This window comes from Brevundimonas naejangsanensis (assembly GCF_003627995.1).
Classification (GTDB): Bacteria; Pseudomonadota; Alphaproteobacteria; order Caulobacterales; family Caulobacteraceae; genus Brevundimonas; species Brevundimonas naejangsanensis_B.
The window spans coordinates 1,444,775-1,461,407 of sequence record NZ_CP032707.1 but is presented as its reverse complement, the minus strand read 5'-3'; the positions used below and the strand labels follow the sequence as shown (position 1 = coordinate 1,461,407).

Here is a 16,633-nt window from a genome sequence, read left to right as displayed (position 1 = left end):
CCTGACAATGCCTGCTGCCGACCGTCGTGAATTCCTGGCCGCCGCCGCGGCCTCCTTCGGGGCCGCCCTGGTCATGGCCGGTCCCGTCCGCGCCGGATCGCGGGTCGTGCGGCCGGCGCCCGAGCGCTTCCCCCAGGGCGTGGCCTCGGGCGACCCGCAGCCGGACAGCGTCATCCTGTGGACACGCCGACCGCCGGTCGCGGGTCGGGACGGCGGCGCCCTGACCGTCGAGACGGCCGAGGACGAGGGCTTCCGCCGCGTCGTCGCCCGGGCCTCGGTCACGCCGCTGGAAGCCGCCGACTGGACCTGCCGGGCGCTGGTCGCCGGGCTGAAGCCGGGACGGGCCTACTGGTACCGCTTCATCGACGCCGACGGCGCGGCCAGCCGCACGGGCCGCACCTTCACCGCCCCGAACGAGGACGACGCCGCGGCCGCCCGCTTCGCCTTCGTCAGCTGCCAGAACATCAACCTGGGCTACGCCACGCCCTATCGGCGCATGATCGCCGAAGACGCGGACAAGCCCGAGGCCGAGCGCCTGCGTTTCGTCCTGCATCTGGGCGACTTCATCTATGAGATGATCTGGTCGCCCAAGGACCAGCCGACCCTGCAGGGGCGCACGGTGCGCGAGATCGGCCCCCTGCCGACCGGCGCCCGCGTCGGGACCATCCAGGTCCCGACCACCGTGGCCGACTATCGCCATGTCTATCAGGCCTATCTGGCCGACCCCGACATCCAGGACGCGCGCGCCCTGTGGCCTTTCATCTGCGTTTGGGACAATCACGAGTTCTCGAACCGCTGCTGGCAGAGCCAGATCAACTACGACGGATCGCGCCCGGCCCAGAGCCTGAAGGCGGCGGCCAACCAGGCCTGGTTCGAATACATCCCCGCCCGCGTGCGCGGCGCCACCCAGGGGCTGGAGCGCTTCCTGCCGCCGACGGTGAAGGACGCGCCGCTGACCGATTTCGACGCCGACGGCCTGTCGCACCAGGCGGACAATCAGGCGGCGATCAACAGCCTGCAGATCAACCGCGCCCTGCGCTGGGGCGCCAATGTCGAGCTGATCCTGACCGACAATCGCTCCTTCCGCTCGCAGGCGGCGGCCGAGCGGGCGGACGCCGCCCCCTTCGCCGTGCGCGGCTTCCCCTGGTACGCGGCCCAGGATGCGGTCGAGGTCCTGGACGCGGGCCGCGCCCTGCCCGGCGGCGCGCCCGAAACGATCCGCTTCGGCGGTCAGGACTTGCCCAACCCACGCCGCGACGCCTCTCCCGGCAGCATGCTGGGCGCCCGCCAGAAACAGTGGCTGAAGGAGCGGCTGACCGGCTCGACCGCGCGCTGGAAGCTGTGGGGCAATTCGGTCGGCATGCTGCACCGGCGCACCGACTGGCAGAACCTGCCCGAGGGGGTCGAGGCCGACTGGCCGTCCGAGGGCTATGGCCTCTACGGCACGGACGACTGGTGCGGCTATCCGGCCGAGCGACGCGAACTGCTGGCCTTTCTCGAAGCTCAGGGCGTGACCAATGTGGCGACCCTGGTCGGGGACCGCCACAGCTTCTTCGCCGGCCTGCTGTCGCCGGACCTGCCGCCGCGCGCCTATCGCCCGACGGCGGCCGAGTTCGTGGTCGGCTCGATATCGACCCCGTCCAGTTTCGAGGCGGCGGAGGCCGCCCTGCCGCTGGACCGGCCGCTGTCGCCCGCCTATCTGCACCGCCCGGCCGAGGGCGGGCCGGTGCAGCCGGCCATGAACCTGGCGGTGCGCCACGGCGTGCGCGCCTGCTACGCCCTGAAGGCGACCGGCCGGGTTGAGGACGCCCTGGCCGTCTCCAATCCCGAGGTCGCGCCGCACCTGGCCTTCGCCGACCTGGGCGGCCACGGCTACGCCGTCGTCGTCGCCTCACATGATGCCCTGGAGGTCGAGTTCGTCGCCACGCCGCGCCCCCAGCGCCCGGCCGAGGGCGAGGCCGGCATCCCCCTGGCCTATCGCGTGGCCCATCGCCTACCCGCCTGGTCCCCCGGCCAGACGCCCCGGCTGGAGCGCATCCGCCAGGAGGGCCATGCACCCCTGGTCCTGGAGCTGGACGCCACCGCATGAGCACGCGCAATCCCTCCCTCCGTTTTCATCCGGCCGACGCCCTGCCGCTGGGCGAACTGACCCTGCTGTGGCGCGAGGTTTACGCCAACTATCCTGTTCCCCTCCCCTTCACCGAGGACGAGCTGGGCCGATTCATCGCCCTGTCGGGCATCGATCTGCGCCTGTCGCAGATCGCCGTCGTCGACGATGCGCCGGTGGGCCTGTCGCTGTCCGCGCGGACTGCCGACGCGGCCTGGATCGGCGGCTTCGGGGTGATCGACTCGCATCGCCGCACGGGGGTCGGCCTAGCCCTGATGCGGCATCAGTGCCGCGAGCTTGAAGACGCCGGGGTCCGCGCCATGCGGCTGGAGGTGATGGCCGCCAATCGCGCGCGCCGCCTCTACGCCACGGCGGGCTTCATCGACCGGCGACGCCTGTTCAGCTTCAACAGCCCGGCGGTCGGCCGAGGCGGAGCGGACCCCCTGGTCGTGCTTCAACCCGATCAATTGCCGGCCCTGCATCGCCGCCTGCACGTCGGCGCCAGCGCCGCGCCCTGGCAGCGCGAGATCGGCGGCGTGATGCGGGCCGTGGAGCGCGACCGCCTGACCATCCTCGGCTGGAGCCACGAAAGCCGCATCGCCGCCTACGCCGTCGAGCTGACCTCGGGCGGGGTGTCGCGGCTGATCGACGCCGCGGCCGAGGACGACCGCGCGGCTGAGGCCCTGGTGGCGTCCCTGGCCACGCGCACGCGCGGCCGCCGCCTGAGCCTGGGCGACGAACCCGCGGAATCGCCTATCGCCCAGACCTTCCGGCGGTTCGGCGCCGCCCCGCGCATCCAGAGATACGAAATGCTGCGGCTCGGCCGCGCCACCGCCGGTTCGGCGCGGCACGAGGACGTCCTGGCCGCCTACGCCTGATGGAGCCCCTGATGAACCTTGATCGCCGCCTGACCCTGGCCCTTGCCGGCGCCGCCCTGCTGCCCGCCACGCGGGTCGCCGCGCGCGGCCCCGACGACCGTTGGGCCGAAGGGGTGTTCCAGCTGTATCGCGGCCTGATCAACAGCCACGACTTCGACCTGCTGGAACGCCATGTCATCGCCCCCGACGCCGTCTTCGTCTTCTCGGACCGGCGCGAGGAAGGCATCGCCGCCGTGCGCGCCGGTTTCGAGCGCACCTGGTCCATCCTGCCGGACGAGGTCTATGAGATGACCGATCCCGAATGGCTGATCGACGGCCCCGACGCCGCCGCCTGCGCCTTTCGCTACAGCTATCGCGGCACCCTGGCCGACGGCCGGCCCCTGAGCGGAGGCGGCCAGGGGATCAACCTGTTCCGCCGCGCCGAGGGGCGCTGGCGGCTGACCTTCGAACAACTGACGCCCGACACGCGCACGGCCAAGGCCTGATCGCGTCGCATTCCCCGGAGACCTTCATGACGACTTCCCCCGCCCTGTCGCGGCGCGGCCTTCTGACCGCCTCGGCCGCCGCCTCCCTGTTCCTGACCGCCCGACCCAGCGTGGCCTCGATCGGCGGCGTGACCTTCGTGCGCGACGCCGCCGCCTTGGCCGGCAACCCGGTCTATGCCCCCTGGCCCGGCCCGAACGGCGGGGTTCCGCCGTGGGACAAGGTCAAGGTCGAGCACCTGAAGCCCGCCCTGGTCCAAGCCATGAAGGACCAGCTGGCCAACATCGACCGCATCACGGCCAACCGGGCCGCCCCGACCTTCGACAACACCGTGGCCGCCTATGAGGCCTCGGGCCGCGCGCTGGAGCGGGCGGGGACGATCTATGGCGTCCTGTCGTCCAGCCTGTCCACGCCCGAGTTCCGCGCCGTCCAGGCAGAACTGGAGGCCCTGTTCGCCGCCCACGCCAACGCCATCAACCAGAACGCCGCCCTCTACGCCCGCATCAAGGCGGTGGAGGCGACGCGCGAGACGTCGAACCTGACGCCGGAGCAGCAGCGCGTCGTCTGGCTGCACCGCACCGACTTCATCCGCGGCGGCGCCGAACTGTCGCCCGCGGCCCGCATCCGGGTCGGCGAGATCAGCCAGGAACTGTCGCAGAAATTCACCGCCTTCCGCCGCAACCTGCTGGCGGACGAGGAGACCTGGATCGTCGTCGACGACCGCGCGGCCCTGCGCGGCCTGCCCGACGCCTTCATCGACGCCCTGGCCATGGCCGCCGAGGAGCGCGGACTCAAGGGGCGCTGGGCCATCGTCAACACCCGCTCCTCGGTCGATCCGGTGCTGACCTACGCCGACGACCGCGACCTGCGTCGCCGCGTCTGGACCGCCTTCATCATGCGCGGCGACAACGGCGACGCGAACGACAACAAGGCGCTGATCGCCGACATCCTGAAGCTGCGCCACGAGCGGGCGGGCCTGCTGGGCCACCCGACCCACGCCCACATGCGCCTGCACAACACCATGGCCCAGACGCCCAAGCGCGCCATGACCTTGCTGGAGCAGGTCTGGCGCCCCGCCGTCGCCCGCGTCCACGAAGAGGTCCGCGACATGCAGGCCCTGGCCGACAGCCAAGGCGCCGGGATCAAGATCGCGCCCTGGGACTACCGCTACTATCAGGAGAAGGTGCGCAAGGCGCGCTACGACCTCGATGAGGGCGAGGTGAAGGCCTATCTGCAGCTAGACAAGCTGCGCGAGGCCATGTTCTGGGCCGTGGGCCGCAACTTCGGCTGGACCATCGTCGCGGCCGACCTGCCCGTCTATCACCCCGACGTCACCGCCTGGCAGGTCAGGGACGCGCAAGGCCGTCACGTCGGCTACTTCTACTTCGACCCCTTCGCCCGCAGCGGCAAGCGCTCGGGCGCCTGGATGACTCAGATTCGCAGCCAGGAGCGCTTCGCCGGCGCCGTGGCCCCCGTGGTCTCCAACAACGAGAACTTCGTGAAGCCGGCGCCGGGCCGCCCGGCGCTGATCTCCTGGGACGACGCCACCACCCTGTTCCACGAGTTCGGCCACGGCATGCACGGCCTGGCCTCGGACGTCGCCTATCCGTCCGTCTCGGGCACCAATGTGCCGGGCGACTTCCTCGAGTTCCCCTCGCAGATGTGGGAGCTGTGGCTGTCGGACCGGCAGATCCTCAGCCGTTTCGCCCTGCACCACGAGACCGGCCGCCCCATGCCGACCGAGCTGATGGACAAGGTCGAGCGCGCCCGCCACTTCAACCAGGGCTTCGCCACGGTCGAGTTCCTGGCCAGCGCCATCGTCGACATGCGCTACCACCTGGCCGAGACGCCGCCGTCGGACCCGGCCGCCTTCGAGAAGGCGGTGCTGGCCGAGATCGGCCTGCCGGACGAACTGGTCATGCGCCACCGCAGCCCGCACTTCGGCCACATCTTCGCCTCCGACAGCTATTCGGCGGGCTACTACGCCTATCTGTGGGCCGACACCCTGGTGGCCGACGCGGGCGAGCGCTTCGCCAAGGCCCCGGGCGGCTTCTTCGATCCCGAACTGTCGCGCCGCTACTACGACATCGCCCTGAAGGTCGGGAACAGCCGCGATCCGGCCGAGACCTATCGCATGCTGATGGGGCGCGACGCCGATCCGGCGGCCCTGCTGCGCAAGCGGGGGTTCGCATGAGCCTGGCCGTCCTCGCCGCCGCGACCCTGCTGACCGCCTCGCCCGCCGAGGCGGAGCTGCAGGCGGCCGTCGCCGCCCTGCCCCGTCCCTCCGCCGTTCATCTGGAGGGGCGCTGCCTGCCCCAGGGCCGGAGCGCCGCCGTCGGCCTGGCCGACGCGGACGCCGGCCGTCCGATGACGGTCGACACGCCCCTGCGCATCGCCAGCAACACCAAGACCTTCACCGCCGCTACGGCCCTGCGCCTGTGGGAGCAGGGGCGGCTGGACCTGGAGGCGCCGATCACGGGCCTGATCGACCCCCAGCTGGACGCCCTGTTGCGGGAGCGTGGCTACGACACAGGCCGGATCACGGTGCGTCATCTGCTGACCCACAGCGCGGGCCTTTATGACCACGGCTCGGACCCGCGCTTCACCCAGACCCTGTTCGGCGATCCCAAGCGGCGCTGGTCGCGCGAGGACCTGGTGCGGTTGTCGATGAGCTACGCTGGCCCCCAGGGAGAACCTGGCGAGAAATTCCTCTATTCCGACACCGGCTACATCCTGCTCGGCGACATCATCGAGCGGATCACCGGACAGAATCTAGCCGACGCCGTGCGCGACCAGCTGGGCCTGGACCGCCTGGGCCTGGCCTCCACCTGGTGGGAGATCATGGAGCCGCAGCCGGAAACCGCGCCCGCCCGCGCCCGCCAGTTCCTGGGCGAACGCGAGGCCACCGGCATCGACGCCTCCATGGACCTGTACGGCGGCGGCGGCCTGGTGATGTCGGCGCGCGACATGGCCCGCTTCATGGCCGCCCTGTTCGAGGGCCGCATCTTCGCCCGACCCGAGACCCTCGCCGAGATGACGCGGCCCGGCGCCCACCCCGGCGGCGACCACTACCGCATGGGGCTGATGGCCTACGGCGAGGGGCAGGTCCAGGCCTATTGGCACTCCGGCTTCTGGGGCACCGTCGCCTACTACAGCCCGGCCAAGGGCGTCGCCGTCGCGGGCGTCACCGTGAATCAGGACGGCTACCGCGCCCTGGACAAACAGGTTCAGGCTCAGATCGACGGCTTCATTCCGGCTTCACGCTGCACCGGAGAGGAAGGCCGCTGAACAACGACCGAACCGTGCCGCTCTTGGCGCGAGGCCGACTCACCCTGCCTTAGAATCGGCCACGCGGCGGCTCACAGGTGGGGCGGTCGCCATCGCCACCCCTCCGCTCCAAGATCCGGAGATGCGCGCGCGTGTGCTCGCCGTCCCGCCGTCCGGTAGCCGAGCCTGAGGGGACCGCCAGGTCCTTGGTGAAGGCCACGCCGCCCTGCATCTCAAGGGTTTGCTGGATCAAGCCGCGGTTCTTCGGAGCCCCAGCAGCCGTGTCGCGGGACGACGCGGCCCGACACGCGGTGAGAACCTTTCTTGCCGGCTATCAGCTATCAGCCCGGCCCAGCCGCAGCGGGAGACCTTCCGGTCGGGGTTACTGCGGTCCGCCTCCCTCAGGCTTGACCGACCGGCCACCGCTCAACTCGGGCTGGTAGAGGCCCGTGGCTATCCCCGCGATGAAACCTTCGGGTCGGATCCGAGGCCCGAACCGCCGGCACGGATCCGGCGAAGGCGTCGCGCGCGTCTCCCGGTCTTCGGGCGCCAGAGCGTCCGCGACCATATCGCCCAAGGGTTCTGCAAGCTGGTGTGCGTCGCCGATCCGCGAGAGCGAAGGCTTGTCCGTTCCGACCACCATGGCGTCCCGCCGCCAAACGATGGCCGCCGCCTGGCGTCCGTCCGGCGTCAGCAACTCGGCCTCAGCTCCGAGCCCGCCCATGCCGCCCGGCGTCCGAACCTTGATCGGGCCGGGAATGAAGAAGTTGGCGACCGCCGCGGCGGCGGATCCGGCCTGATGGGTGGCCCGGATGTGGGTCACGCCCACTCGGACCGTCCCGGCCTGGGGATCCTGCTGCTCGGCGATCTCGAACCGTTCGCTCAGCTCATAGCAGAGCTGGCGGTCGACTTCCGACAGCACCATCTGCTGCTCGTCGTCGGAGAGCGCTGGGTCCGCGACACCGAAGAGCTCGGCTGGCGCCACCCAGATGCGGGCGACCGTGGAGGCCAGCGTCTCATTACGGCGCTGCAACACCGACGCCCGCACGACATCGGTGCGCGGCTCAAGGCCCTCATAGGTGGACAGAAAGCCCGACCCGGGCTGGACCTCGGCGGTGGCGCAGGCGCCCACCGTCGCCGCCAAACCCGCCGCCGTCGCAAGTCGCGCAATTCCGCAAACCATTCGACCCCTCGTGCTTTGGAGGGATTACGCCGCAGGAGAGGCGTTGGATCACGGCGCAGGCCCTAGTGTCGGGTTTCACGCACGAGAGAGAGATCATAGCCGAGCGCCTTCGTGTGCTCCAGGATGGTAGCGCGCGTCTGGGCAGGCGGCTGGGCGGCCCTGCTCAGCAGCCAGAGATAGCGGCCCGAGGGTTCGCCTACAATCGACCACGAATAGTCGTCTGCCCGGTCCAGCACCCAATAATCGCCGAGGTAGAAGGGGCCGAAGAAGGAGACCTTGAGCTTGGCGTTGTCGGCGCCGACGACGACCTTGGCCCTGCCCTGCGCCGTCTTCACGGGGCCGTCGACGCCGCCCTGGCGGCAGGTGTTCAGCACGCTGACCAGGCCGTCGTCACGCAGACCGTATTCCGCCGTCACCGCTTCGCAGCCCCGTTCGAAGCCGTTCTCATAACGCCCGATCTCGTACCAAAGCCCGGCGTAGCGGTTCAGGTCCACGGCCTTGGCGGGTTGAGGGACAGCCGAATTGCCGACTGGGCCGCGCTGCAGGGTGGCGCAAGCGGACAGTGTCGCGATCGAGGTCGCCGCGATCAGAAGGACGAATGAGGTGCGTTTGAGACTCATGGTCGGCTCCACGATCCAGGGAAGAATTCAGACGGCTCGATCCAGGGCGATCTGGATCACGTCCGTCCGCCCAGACCGGAAGCCGGCTTCGCAGTAGGCGAGGTAGAAACGCCAGAGACGACGAAAACGATCATCGAACGTCTCGCTGTTCCTGCGGATTTCGGTCCAGCCGGCGTCGAACCGGCGCATCCATTCGGCCAGGGTGTCAGCGTAATCCAAGCCGAAGCGTTCCACGGCCGTCTGGTTCAGGCCCGCTCTCGCGACCACCGACGCCATCCGCGCCTCCGACGGCAGGGAGCCTCCTGGGAAGACATACTTCTGGATGAAGTCGGTTCGCGAGTCGTACTCGTCAAACAGCGCGTCCTGTATGGTGATGATCTGCAAGCCCGCGCGCCCGCCCGGCTTGAGGACGTCGCGCACCTTCTGAAAATAGGTCGGCCAGTATTCGCGCCCCACGGCTTCGAACATCTCGATCGAAGCGACCCGGTCGAAACGACCCTCGACATCGCGGTAGTCGATCAGGCGTATGTCCGCGCGTTCGGCCAGGCCGGCCTCGAACATCCGGCGGCGCGCATAGTCATGCTGCTCGCGCGAGATGGTCACCCCGGTGACGGCGGCGCCGACCTCGCGCGCGGCGAACTCGGCGAAGCCGCCCCAGCCGCAGCCGATCTCCAGCACGCTGTGGCCTGGCTGCAGTTCCATAAGCCGGGCCAGGGAGGCATACTTGGCCCGTTGCGCCTCCTGCAACGGCTGGTCCGGGCGTTCGAACCGCGCCGAGGAATAGGTCATCGAAGGGTCCAACCAGGCGCAATAGAAGGCGTTGCCGAGATCGTAGTGGGCGTGGATGTTGCGGCGCGATCCGCGACGGCTGTTCCTGTTCAGCCGGTGGCCCAACCAGTTGATCGCGTTCACCAGCGGATTGCCGTCGAACAGGCGGCGAATGTGGTCGTAGTTGTTGACCAGGGTCTCAAGCAGAACCGCCAGGTCCGGCGTGTCCCACTCCCCGGCCATATAGCCCTCGGCGAAGCCGATATCGCCGCTCCTCAGCACGCGGGCGGCGAAGCGCGCATCGCGGATCACCAGAACGGCCGCGTGCCCGGGCGTCCGGCCGTGCAACTGTCGATTCGTCCGGTCGGGCAGGACGAGGGTCAGCCGTCCCCAGGTCCAGTTCGAGGACAGCAGGCGCAGCAGCAGGTCGAGGACGGACGAGTTCGCCCGCTTCTCCTTCTGGCCGCCGTAGAAGGTCGTGGTCATGGCGTCACAAGGCCTCTTATGCGGGAACGGATCATAGCGCTTCCTCGTCCAGGGACCGCGCGGCGATCGCTTTCAAGGCGTCCAGGGCCCGCGCCCGCGCCGCTGCGTGATCCACGATCGGCCGGGGATAGGTGCGCCCCAGCCTCACCCCGGCCTCGGCCTGGACGGCGGCGGGCGCGGTCCAGGGGGCGTGCAGCCAGCGGCCCGGCAACGCCCGGAGTTCGGGAACCCAGCGGCGGACATAGCGCCCGGCGGGGTCGAACTTCTCGCCCTGGGCCACCGGATTGAAGATGCGGAAATAGGGCGCGGCGTCGGCGCCGGACCCGGCGACCCACTGCCAGTTCTGCACATTGCTGGCCAGGTCGGCGTCCACCAAGGTGTCCCAGAACCAGGCCTCGCCCTCGCGCCAGTCGATCAGCAGATGCTTGACCAGGAAGGAGGCGGCCACCATCCGCACGCGGTTGTGCATCCAGCCGGTCGCCCACAACTCCCGCATCCCCGCATCGACCAGCGGATAGCCGGTGCGCCCCTTCTTCCACGCCGCCAGCCCCTCGGGGTCGGTCCGCCACGGCATGGCGTCGAACTCGGGCCGGAAGGCGCGCTCGGCCATGTAGGGGAACTGATGCAGCAGATGGGCCGAGAACTCGCGCCAGCCGATCTCGGCGACGAACTTGTCCGCCTGGGCGGGGGCGACGCGGCCCTGGGCGGCGGCGGCGCGCACAGCCCGCACCACGCTGCGCGGACTGATCTCGCCCCAGTGCAGGTGCGGCGACAGGCGCGAGGTGCCCCGGCGCCCCGGAACATCCCGGCCGACGGCGTAGTCCGCCAGGCCGCCCTCGATGAAGGCGGACAGGGCCGCGGCGGCGCCCGCCTCGCCCGGCGTCCAGTCGAAGCCTTGCGACCAATCGGGCGCGGTCGGGTGCAGACCCCAGGCGTCGATGTCCTCGCCGGCCAGGCCCTCGGGCGTGGCCAGGGTCTCGGGCGCGGGCGTCGCCAGCCTGTCGGGCGCGGCCTGGAGCAGCGCCTTCAGGAAGGGGGTGAACACCCGGTAGGGCTTTCCAGCGCCGGTCAGCACGGCGCCCGGCCGGGCCAGCAGGCTGCCGTTGAAGCCATGGCAGGCGATACCCTCGGCCTTCAGGGCGTGGGCGATGTCGGCGTCGCGGATGAAGGCCTCCGGCTCGAACCGGCGGTTCATGAAGACCTGGTCGGCGCCCGTCTGGTCGATCAGGCGGCGCAGTTCAGCCTCGCTGTCGCCGCGCCGCAGGATGAGCCGGCCGCCGCGGCGACGCAGCGCGACGTCGAGGGCGCGCAACGACTTGTCCAGCCACCACCGGGAGGCGGCGCCGGGTCGACGCCCTTCGCCGCCCTCGTCGAGGATATAGACCGGCAGGATCGGCCGCCCGGTGTCGATCGCGGCGGCCAGGGCCGGATTGTCGCCCAGCCTCAGGTCGCGACGAAACCACAGGATGACCGGGCGCATGGCGTCAGCGACCAAGACGGCTCTCGCGCGCTTGACGCTGGATCGTGACCGGGTCCCAGGCCGGCGGCGGCTGTCGGGTCAGCGGAACCCGCTTGAGCCAAAGCTTCAGCGCCTCCCAGTGGATGGCGGCCATGACCTTGAACGTCAAGAACGGGATGGCGGCGGCCGCCGACAATAGGTTCGCGTCGGTCAGGGCGCGGCGTTCGCCCGCCATGGCGGCCGTGATCAGCACGCCCTCGCCGTCGAGGCCGTCGATGGTCAGGTCCAGGCGCTCGCCCGGCGCGTGGCCGCGAAACTCATAGTCCATCTCCATCCCCATGAAGGGCGAGACATAGAGGGCCTTGGCCGCGCCCTGTCGGATCAGGCCCGCCGCCTGATCCTCGGCCGGGACCGGAATGACATAGGCATGCCGCACGCCGAAGGTGCTGGTCACCTCATAGACCACCGCCGCCAGCCGGCCGTCGGCATGATGACAGTAGTAGAGGCTGATCGGATTGAAGACGTAGCCCAGCACGCGCGGCATGGTCAGCAAGCGAACGTGTCCGTCGCCTATGTCGATCCCAGCCCGGCCGAGAAAGGCCTCGATCTGCGGCCGCAGCGCCGCGCCCGAGCCGTCGCCGTGATCCCGGTCGTGGAAGGACAGCAGGTTGAAGCGATTGCGCGAGAACAGGCGCAGCCGCCGATCCAGGGCGTCGATCTCGGCCAGGTCCAGCAACAGCCAGAACACGCGGTAGTTCAGCCGATGGTCCCGCGGCCGCAGCCGCCTGTGCGTGACGCCCCCGCGATAAAGGGCCGAAGCCTGGGTCACGCCGCCGCCTCAAGCACGCTGGGCGCGGACGACGGCAGATGAATGCGTCCGCTCTCGTTCTCGACCGCCCACGGCCGGCGCACGCCGCCCAATTGCTCGGCGACGGCGAGGCCGGACTGCAGGCCGTCCTCGTGGAATCCCGCGCCGAAATGGGCGCCGCAGAACCAAACGCCGCCATGCCCCTGCAGGCTCCACAGCCGCTTCTGGGCGTGGATGGCGGCGGGGGTGAAGATGGGGTGCTCGTAAAGTTCGCTGCGCAGCAGGGCGCCAGGACGCGGCGGACGCGGCGGGTTCAGGGTGACGAACAGGTCCTGCCCCTGAAGCCCCTGGAGGCGGTTCATCCAGTAGGTGACGCACAGGCCGTCGTCGGCGCCGATGTAGTTCCAGCTGGCCCAGACGCGGCGTCGACGCGGCATCAGGCTCTTGTCCGTATGCAGCACCGTCAGGTTTCGGCTGTAGCGGAAGGCCCCCAGCACCTCCCTTTCCTGCGCCGTCGGCTCGGCCAGCATGGCCAGGGCCTGGTCCGCATGGGCGCCGATGACCACATGGTCGAACCGCTCGGCGCCGCCCTGGCTGTCATGGACCATGACGCCCTCGCCGGTGCGGCGCACCGCCGTCACGCCACGGTCCAGGCGGATGTCCGAGATCGCCCGCGCCAGCCGCTCGACATAGACGCGGCTGCCGCCCTCGACTGTTCGCCACAGCGGCCGGCCGACCAGCTTGAGCAGGCCGTGGTTGCCGCAGAACCGGATGAAGGCCTCGGCCGGATAGTCCATCAGCGTGTGCGCCGGCGAGGACCAGATAGCCGCCGCCATCGGCAGCAGGTGATCGTCCCGGAAGGCCTCGCTGAACCCCTGGCGCTTCAGATAGTCCCCCAGGGTCAGTTCCGGGTCGGTCAACCCGGCCAGGTCAACCGGAGCCTGCCGATAGAAGCGCAGAATCTCCCCCAGCATCGACCAGAAGCGCGGCCGCAGCAGGTTGCGGCGCTGGGCGAACAGGCCCGGCGCGGCGTATTCGAACCTCCCCTGGTCCAGGGAGACCGCGAAGGACATGTCGGTGGCGCGGGTCTGGACCCCGAGATGTTCGAACAGGGCGATCAGGTTGGGATAGGTGGCGTCGTTGAAGCAGATGAAGCCCGTGTCGACGGGAACCTCGCCCCCCGTCGCGCCCGCCGTCACCGTATTGGAGTGGCCGCCCAACCGTTCAGCCTTCTCATAGACCGTGACCAGATGGCGCTGAGACAGCAGCCAGGCCGAGGACAGGGCGGCGATCCCCGAGCCCACGACGGCGACCTTCAGGGGCGCATTGGACCTGGCGGCGATGGAAGACGACATGGGAACTCCGGCAAAGCCCGCGACCGATAGGGATGCGAGCCTGGCCAATACGACCGTATCGCCCGGACGGATGACGATTGATCCAGACTTTTCCGCGAAGCGTATTAGGCTCCATGCATGTCGAAGCTCCGTCTTTCGCATCTTCTGAAAAGCGCGTCGGCGGAATGAGCGCCGAGGCTGAAGACGCGTTTGCGCACGACCGCCTGATCGAGGCCGTGGCCCTGCGCCGCGACCGCGAGGCCTTCGCCCGATTGTTCGAACACTTCGCCCCCCGCCTGAAGGCCTGGCTGATGAAGGCCGGGGTCGCCCCCACCGCCGCAGAGGACTTCGCCCAGGACGCCATGCTGACCGTGTGGCGCAAGGCTGACCTGTTCGACGCCCGCAAGGCCCGCGCCGCCACCTGGATATTCACCATCGCCCGCAACCGTCGCCTGGACATGCTGCGGCGCGACGCCCGCGCCCTGCCCACACCCGAGATCGAACTGGCCGAAAACGAGGTGATGCGCCCGGACGACATCCTGGTCATGGCCGACGACGCCCGACGCGTGCAGGACGCCCTGTCCCAGTTGAAACCCGATCAGGTCGAGGTGCTGCGCCTGGCCTTCTTCATGGAAAGCCCCCATTCCGAAATCGCCCGGCGGCTCGGTCTCCCGCTGGGCACGGTCAAGTCCCGCATCCGCAACGCCATGATCAAGCTGCGCTCCATCCTCGAGCCGTCCGAGGAGGCGTCCCGATGAACCCCGCTCGCAATCCGTCCGAGGAGCGCCTGCTCGCCTACGCCGCCGGGACGCTGAGCCCGCCCGAGGCCGTGGTGGTCGCCGCCCACCTGGCGCTGCGCCCCGCCAATGACGCCTGGGTGCGACGCCTGCAGTCCGTCGGCGGCGAGTTGCTGGAGACCACGCGTCCCTTGGCCCTGTCGGACGGCGCCCTGGCCCGGGCCATGGCGCGGATCGAGACCGACGCCGGCGAGGTGCGGATTCCGCCGCCGTTGAACGACATGCCTGAACTGCCCGAGCCCCTGCGACGCTACGCGCTGGGCCCCTGGCGCTGGATCGGGCCGGGGATGCGAGCGCGCGACGTCCACGCCCCGCGCGACGGCGACTGCCGGGTCATCCTGCTCAAGATCGATCCGGGCCGCGAGACGCCCCGCCACACCCACGGCGGGGTCGAGCTGACCTGCGTCCTGTCCGGCGCCTACGCCACCGAGACCGAACGGTTCGACGTCGGCGATCTGGAAGAGGCCGACGAGGACGTGCTGCACCGGCCGCGCGTCATCTCTGACGAGCCCTGCGTCTGCGTCGTCGCCCTGGACGGGGAAATTCAACTGGACGGGTGGCTGGGCCGGCTGATGCAGCCCTTCGTGCGACTGTGATCGGCGCCCTGCTGGCGCTGTGGGCCGCGGCGGCCCTCTTCCTGGTCGTGGTGATGACGGTGGCCTGGCTAGTCCAGCGCCGAACCGGGCAAGGCGGCTGGGCCGACGCCTTCTGGTCCCTGGGCCTGGGCGCCGCGGGCGTCTTCGTCGCCCTCTTCCCGCTTGACGGCGTCGCGCCTTCCGCCCGCCAGGCGTTGGGGGCCTGCCTGATCGGCGCTTGGGGGCTGCGTTTGGGGTTGCACATCGCCGCCCGCGCCCGCTCGTCGGAAGAAGATCCGCGCTACGCCCGCCTGCGACAGGATTGGGGGCCGCATTTCCAGACCAGGATGTTCAGCTTCCTGATGCTGCAGGCGGGCGCCGCCGCCCTCCTGGCGCTCAACATCCTTGTCGCCGCCCGAAATCCGACGCCGGACCTGAATTTTCAGGACGCCCTGGCGACCCTGGTGTTCGTGGTCGCCCTGTTTGGCGAACGGCTGGCTGACCGTCAGCTGAGCCGCTTCAAGGCCGACACGTCCAATCGCGGCAAGGTTTGCGACTCAGGCCTGTGGGCCTGGTCACGGCATCCCAACTACTTCTTTGAATGGCTCGGCTGGTGCGCCTGGCCGATCTTCGCGATCGACCTGAGCGGCGGCTGGCCTTGGGGTTGGCTGGCGCTGAGCGGACCAGCCTACATCTACTGGCTGCTCACCCGCGTATCGGGCGTGCCCCTGCTGGAGGCCCACATGCGTCGCTCGCGGCCCGAGGCCTTCGCCGCCTACGCCGCCCGCACCAGCGTCTTCTTTCCCCGGCCGCCGCGCGACTAGGGAAGGCGCAGCAGCTTAGCGGCCAGGGCGCAGGCGATCGCCGACGAGCCGCCGCTGACGATCACGCCCCAGGTCATGTCGATGAACGAGAGCTTCATGCTCCAGGTCTTCAGCGTCGCCAGATTTGTCAGGTCATAGGTTCCATAGGCGAACAGTCCGAAAAGCCCGCCCCAGAACAGCGCCTTCTTCCACCCGCCCTCCGCCAGCCCCGGCGACACGGCAAAAATCGTCAGCCCCGCCGCATAGAGGGCGTAGAAGGCGATCGCGGGCCCCAGTCTGAAATTGTCCGCCAGCATCGAACCGATGAAGGGCCGATAGAGCCGATCTCCCATGCTGCCTAACCAGGCCGTGTCGATCACGGCGAAGGTGGCGAGGGTGAGGACGTATGCGATCGCGAAATTCATCCGGAGCTCCTGAGGCGTCCCTGCACATACGTTCACCCTGGCCCGATGGATGATCAGCTCAGCGTGAACGATAGAATATCTCAATCCAGGGTCACCTAGCGCTGCGCAGAGGCAGGTGAAACCAGCAGGACGAGGGACAAGGCCAGGCTGGCCGCCCCATGCGGGGCCGCGCCGTTGCAAGGGCCGCACCACGAATGTCAGCTACGAGTAAGGTTCAACTGGGGCGGGCGATGGCGCGGGCGGCGCCCGGAAGCGGACCTTCCCAAGAGCCGCAAAGACTCAGCTTCGGCCACTCGACAATGTCGCCAAAGCGCCACCCGTCAGTTTCTGCAGGGCCGATCGGGCCTGATCGGCCTGGGCTGCGATCTCTGCGTATTTGCGAATGAGCGCATGAAGCGCCAGCGGATTGGCGGCACCTTGAGGCACCAGGTCTGGGTTTGTCGGCATATCTCCTGTCCTACGGCACGCTCCTGGATCAGATGCGTGGCGACCTGACGCTTCCCGATAGGCGTCACCCGCGGGACGAAATGTAAAAAAATCGTTTTGAATCAGAAATTTATTTAGGTGCGCTTGCTACCCAATGCCGCACGAGAGCGTCAGCGATCGTCCTGGCGCGAAAGGGTGAGGGTTCGCCGCTGAA

Annotated in this window: 15 protein-coding genes; 8 read left to right on the top strand and 7 right to left on the bottom strand. The window is 69.5% G+C overall.

Annotation, left to right across the window (positions count from 1 at the left end; genetic code table 11):
• The first annotated feature begins 7 nt into the window (after window positions 1–7).
• The 5 genes from D8I30_RS06870 to D8I30_RS06850 are packed head-to-tail and all read left to right on the top strand — an operon-like array spanning window position 8 to window position 6,756.
• Window positions 8–2,089, top strand: coding sequence for an alkaline phosphatase D family protein (locus D8I30_RS06870; RefSeq protein WP_121482081.1), 2,082 nt, complete (start codon window positions 8–10; stop codon window positions 2,087–2,089).
• Window positions 2,086–2,985: a GNAT family N-acetyltransferase gene (locus tag D8I30_RS06865; RefSeq protein WP_121482080.1), complete on the top strand. Its 900-nt coding sequence runs from the start codon at window positions 2,086–2,088 to the stop codon at window positions 2,983–2,985. The genes D8I30_RS06870 and D8I30_RS06865 overlap by 4 nt, the downstream gene beginning before the upstream one ends.
• Before the next feature lie 11 nt (window positions 2,986–2,996).
• Window positions 2,997–3,470, top strand: a complete 474-nt coding sequence (locus D8I30_RS06860) for a YybH family protein (protein WP_162938826.1) — start codon at window positions 2,997–2,999, stop codon at window positions 3,468–3,470.
• A gap of 26 nt (window positions 3,471–3,496) precedes the next feature.
• Complete coding sequence (locus D8I30_RS06855; protein WP_121482078.1) at window positions 3,497–5,662, top strand: M3 family metallopeptidase; 2,166 nt, start codon at window positions 3,497–3,499, stop codon at window positions 5,660–5,662.
• Window positions 5,659–6,756, top strand: a complete 1,098-nt coding sequence (locus D8I30_RS06850; protein WP_121482077.1) for a serine hydrolase domain-containing protein — start codon at window positions 5,659–5,661, stop codon at window positions 6,754–6,756. Before D8I30_RS06855 ends, D8I30_RS06850 begins: the two co-directional genes overlap by 4 nt.
• Before the next feature lie 361 nt (window positions 6,757–7,117).
• Here D8I30_RS06850 and D8I30_RS06840 read toward each other — a convergent pair whose 3' ends face one another.
• The 6 genes from D8I30_RS06840 to D8I30_RS06815 form a co-directional block, all read right to left on the bottom strand.
• On the bottom strand, window positions 7,118–7,879 hold the full coding sequence (locus D8I30_RS06840) for a DUF3313 family protein (RefSeq protein ID WP_162938825.1): 762 nt from the start codon (window positions 7,877–7,879) through the stop codon (window positions 7,118–7,120).
• Window positions 7,880–7,980: 101 nt separating this feature from the next.
• Window positions 7,981–8,538, bottom strand: a complete 558-nt coding sequence (locus D8I30_RS06835; RefSeq protein ID WP_121482074.1) for a lipocalin family protein — start codon at window positions 8,536–8,538, stop codon at window positions 7,981–7,983.
• Window positions 8,539–8,565: 27 nt separating this feature from the next.
• Complete coding sequence (locus tag D8I30_RS06830) at window positions 8,566–9,792, bottom strand: SAM-dependent methyltransferase (protein WP_121482073.1); 1,227 nt, start codon at window positions 9,790–9,792, stop codon at window positions 8,566–8,568.
• A gap of 31 nt (window positions 9,793–9,823) precedes the next feature.
• Window positions 9,824–11,287 carry a cryptochrome/photolyase family protein gene (locus tag D8I30_RS06825; protein ID WP_346426490.1) on the bottom strand — a complete coding sequence of 488 codons (1,464 nt, stop codon included), beginning with the start codon at window positions 11,285–11,287 and terminating at the stop codon, window positions 9,824–9,826.
• A complete protein-coding gene (locus tag D8I30_RS06820) occupies window positions 11,277–12,080 on the bottom strand; it encodes a DUF1365 domain-containing protein (RefSeq protein WP_121482072.1) in 804 nt (267 codons plus the stop codon). The genes D8I30_RS06825 and D8I30_RS06820 overlap by 11 nt, the downstream gene beginning before the upstream one ends.
• Complete coding sequence (locus D8I30_RS06815; protein WP_121482071.1) at window positions 12,077–13,414, bottom strand: NAD(P)/FAD-dependent oxidoreductase; 1,338 nt, start codon at window positions 13,412–13,414, stop codon at window positions 12,077–12,079. The genes D8I30_RS06820 and D8I30_RS06815 overlap by 4 nt, the downstream gene beginning before the upstream one ends.
• Before the next feature lie 164 nt (window positions 13,415–13,578).
• Between D8I30_RS06815 and D8I30_RS06810 the strand changes: the two genes are divergently transcribed.
• The 3 genes from D8I30_RS06810 to D8I30_RS06800 are packed head-to-tail and all read left to right on the top strand — an operon-like array spanning window position 13,579 to window position 15,589.
• Entirely contained in the window at window positions 13,579–14,151 is a 573-nt protein-coding gene (locus tag D8I30_RS06810; protein ID WP_240387354.1) for a sigma-70 family RNA polymerase sigma factor, read from the top strand.
• On the top strand, window positions 14,148–14,786 hold the full coding sequence (locus D8I30_RS06805) for a ChrR family anti-sigma-E factor (RefSeq protein ID WP_121482069.1): 639 nt from the start codon (window positions 14,148–14,150) through the stop codon (window positions 14,784–14,786). The genes D8I30_RS06810 and D8I30_RS06805 overlap by 4 nt, the downstream gene beginning before the upstream one ends.
• Window positions 14,783–15,589: a DUF1295 domain-containing protein gene (locus D8I30_RS06800; protein WP_205570756.1), complete on the top strand. Its 807-nt coding sequence runs from the start codon at window positions 14,783–14,785 to the stop codon at window positions 15,587–15,589. Before D8I30_RS06805 ends, D8I30_RS06800 begins: the two co-directional genes overlap by 4 nt.
• Here D8I30_RS06800 and D8I30_RS06795 read toward each other — a convergent pair.
• Complete coding sequence (locus tag D8I30_RS06795; protein WP_121482068.1) at window positions 15,586–15,993, bottom strand: DUF2177 family protein; 408 nt, start codon at window positions 15,991–15,993, stop codon at window positions 15,586–15,588. The genes D8I30_RS06800 and D8I30_RS06795 overlap by 4 nt on opposite strands.
• Window positions 15,994–16,633 lie beyond the last annotated feature (640 nt).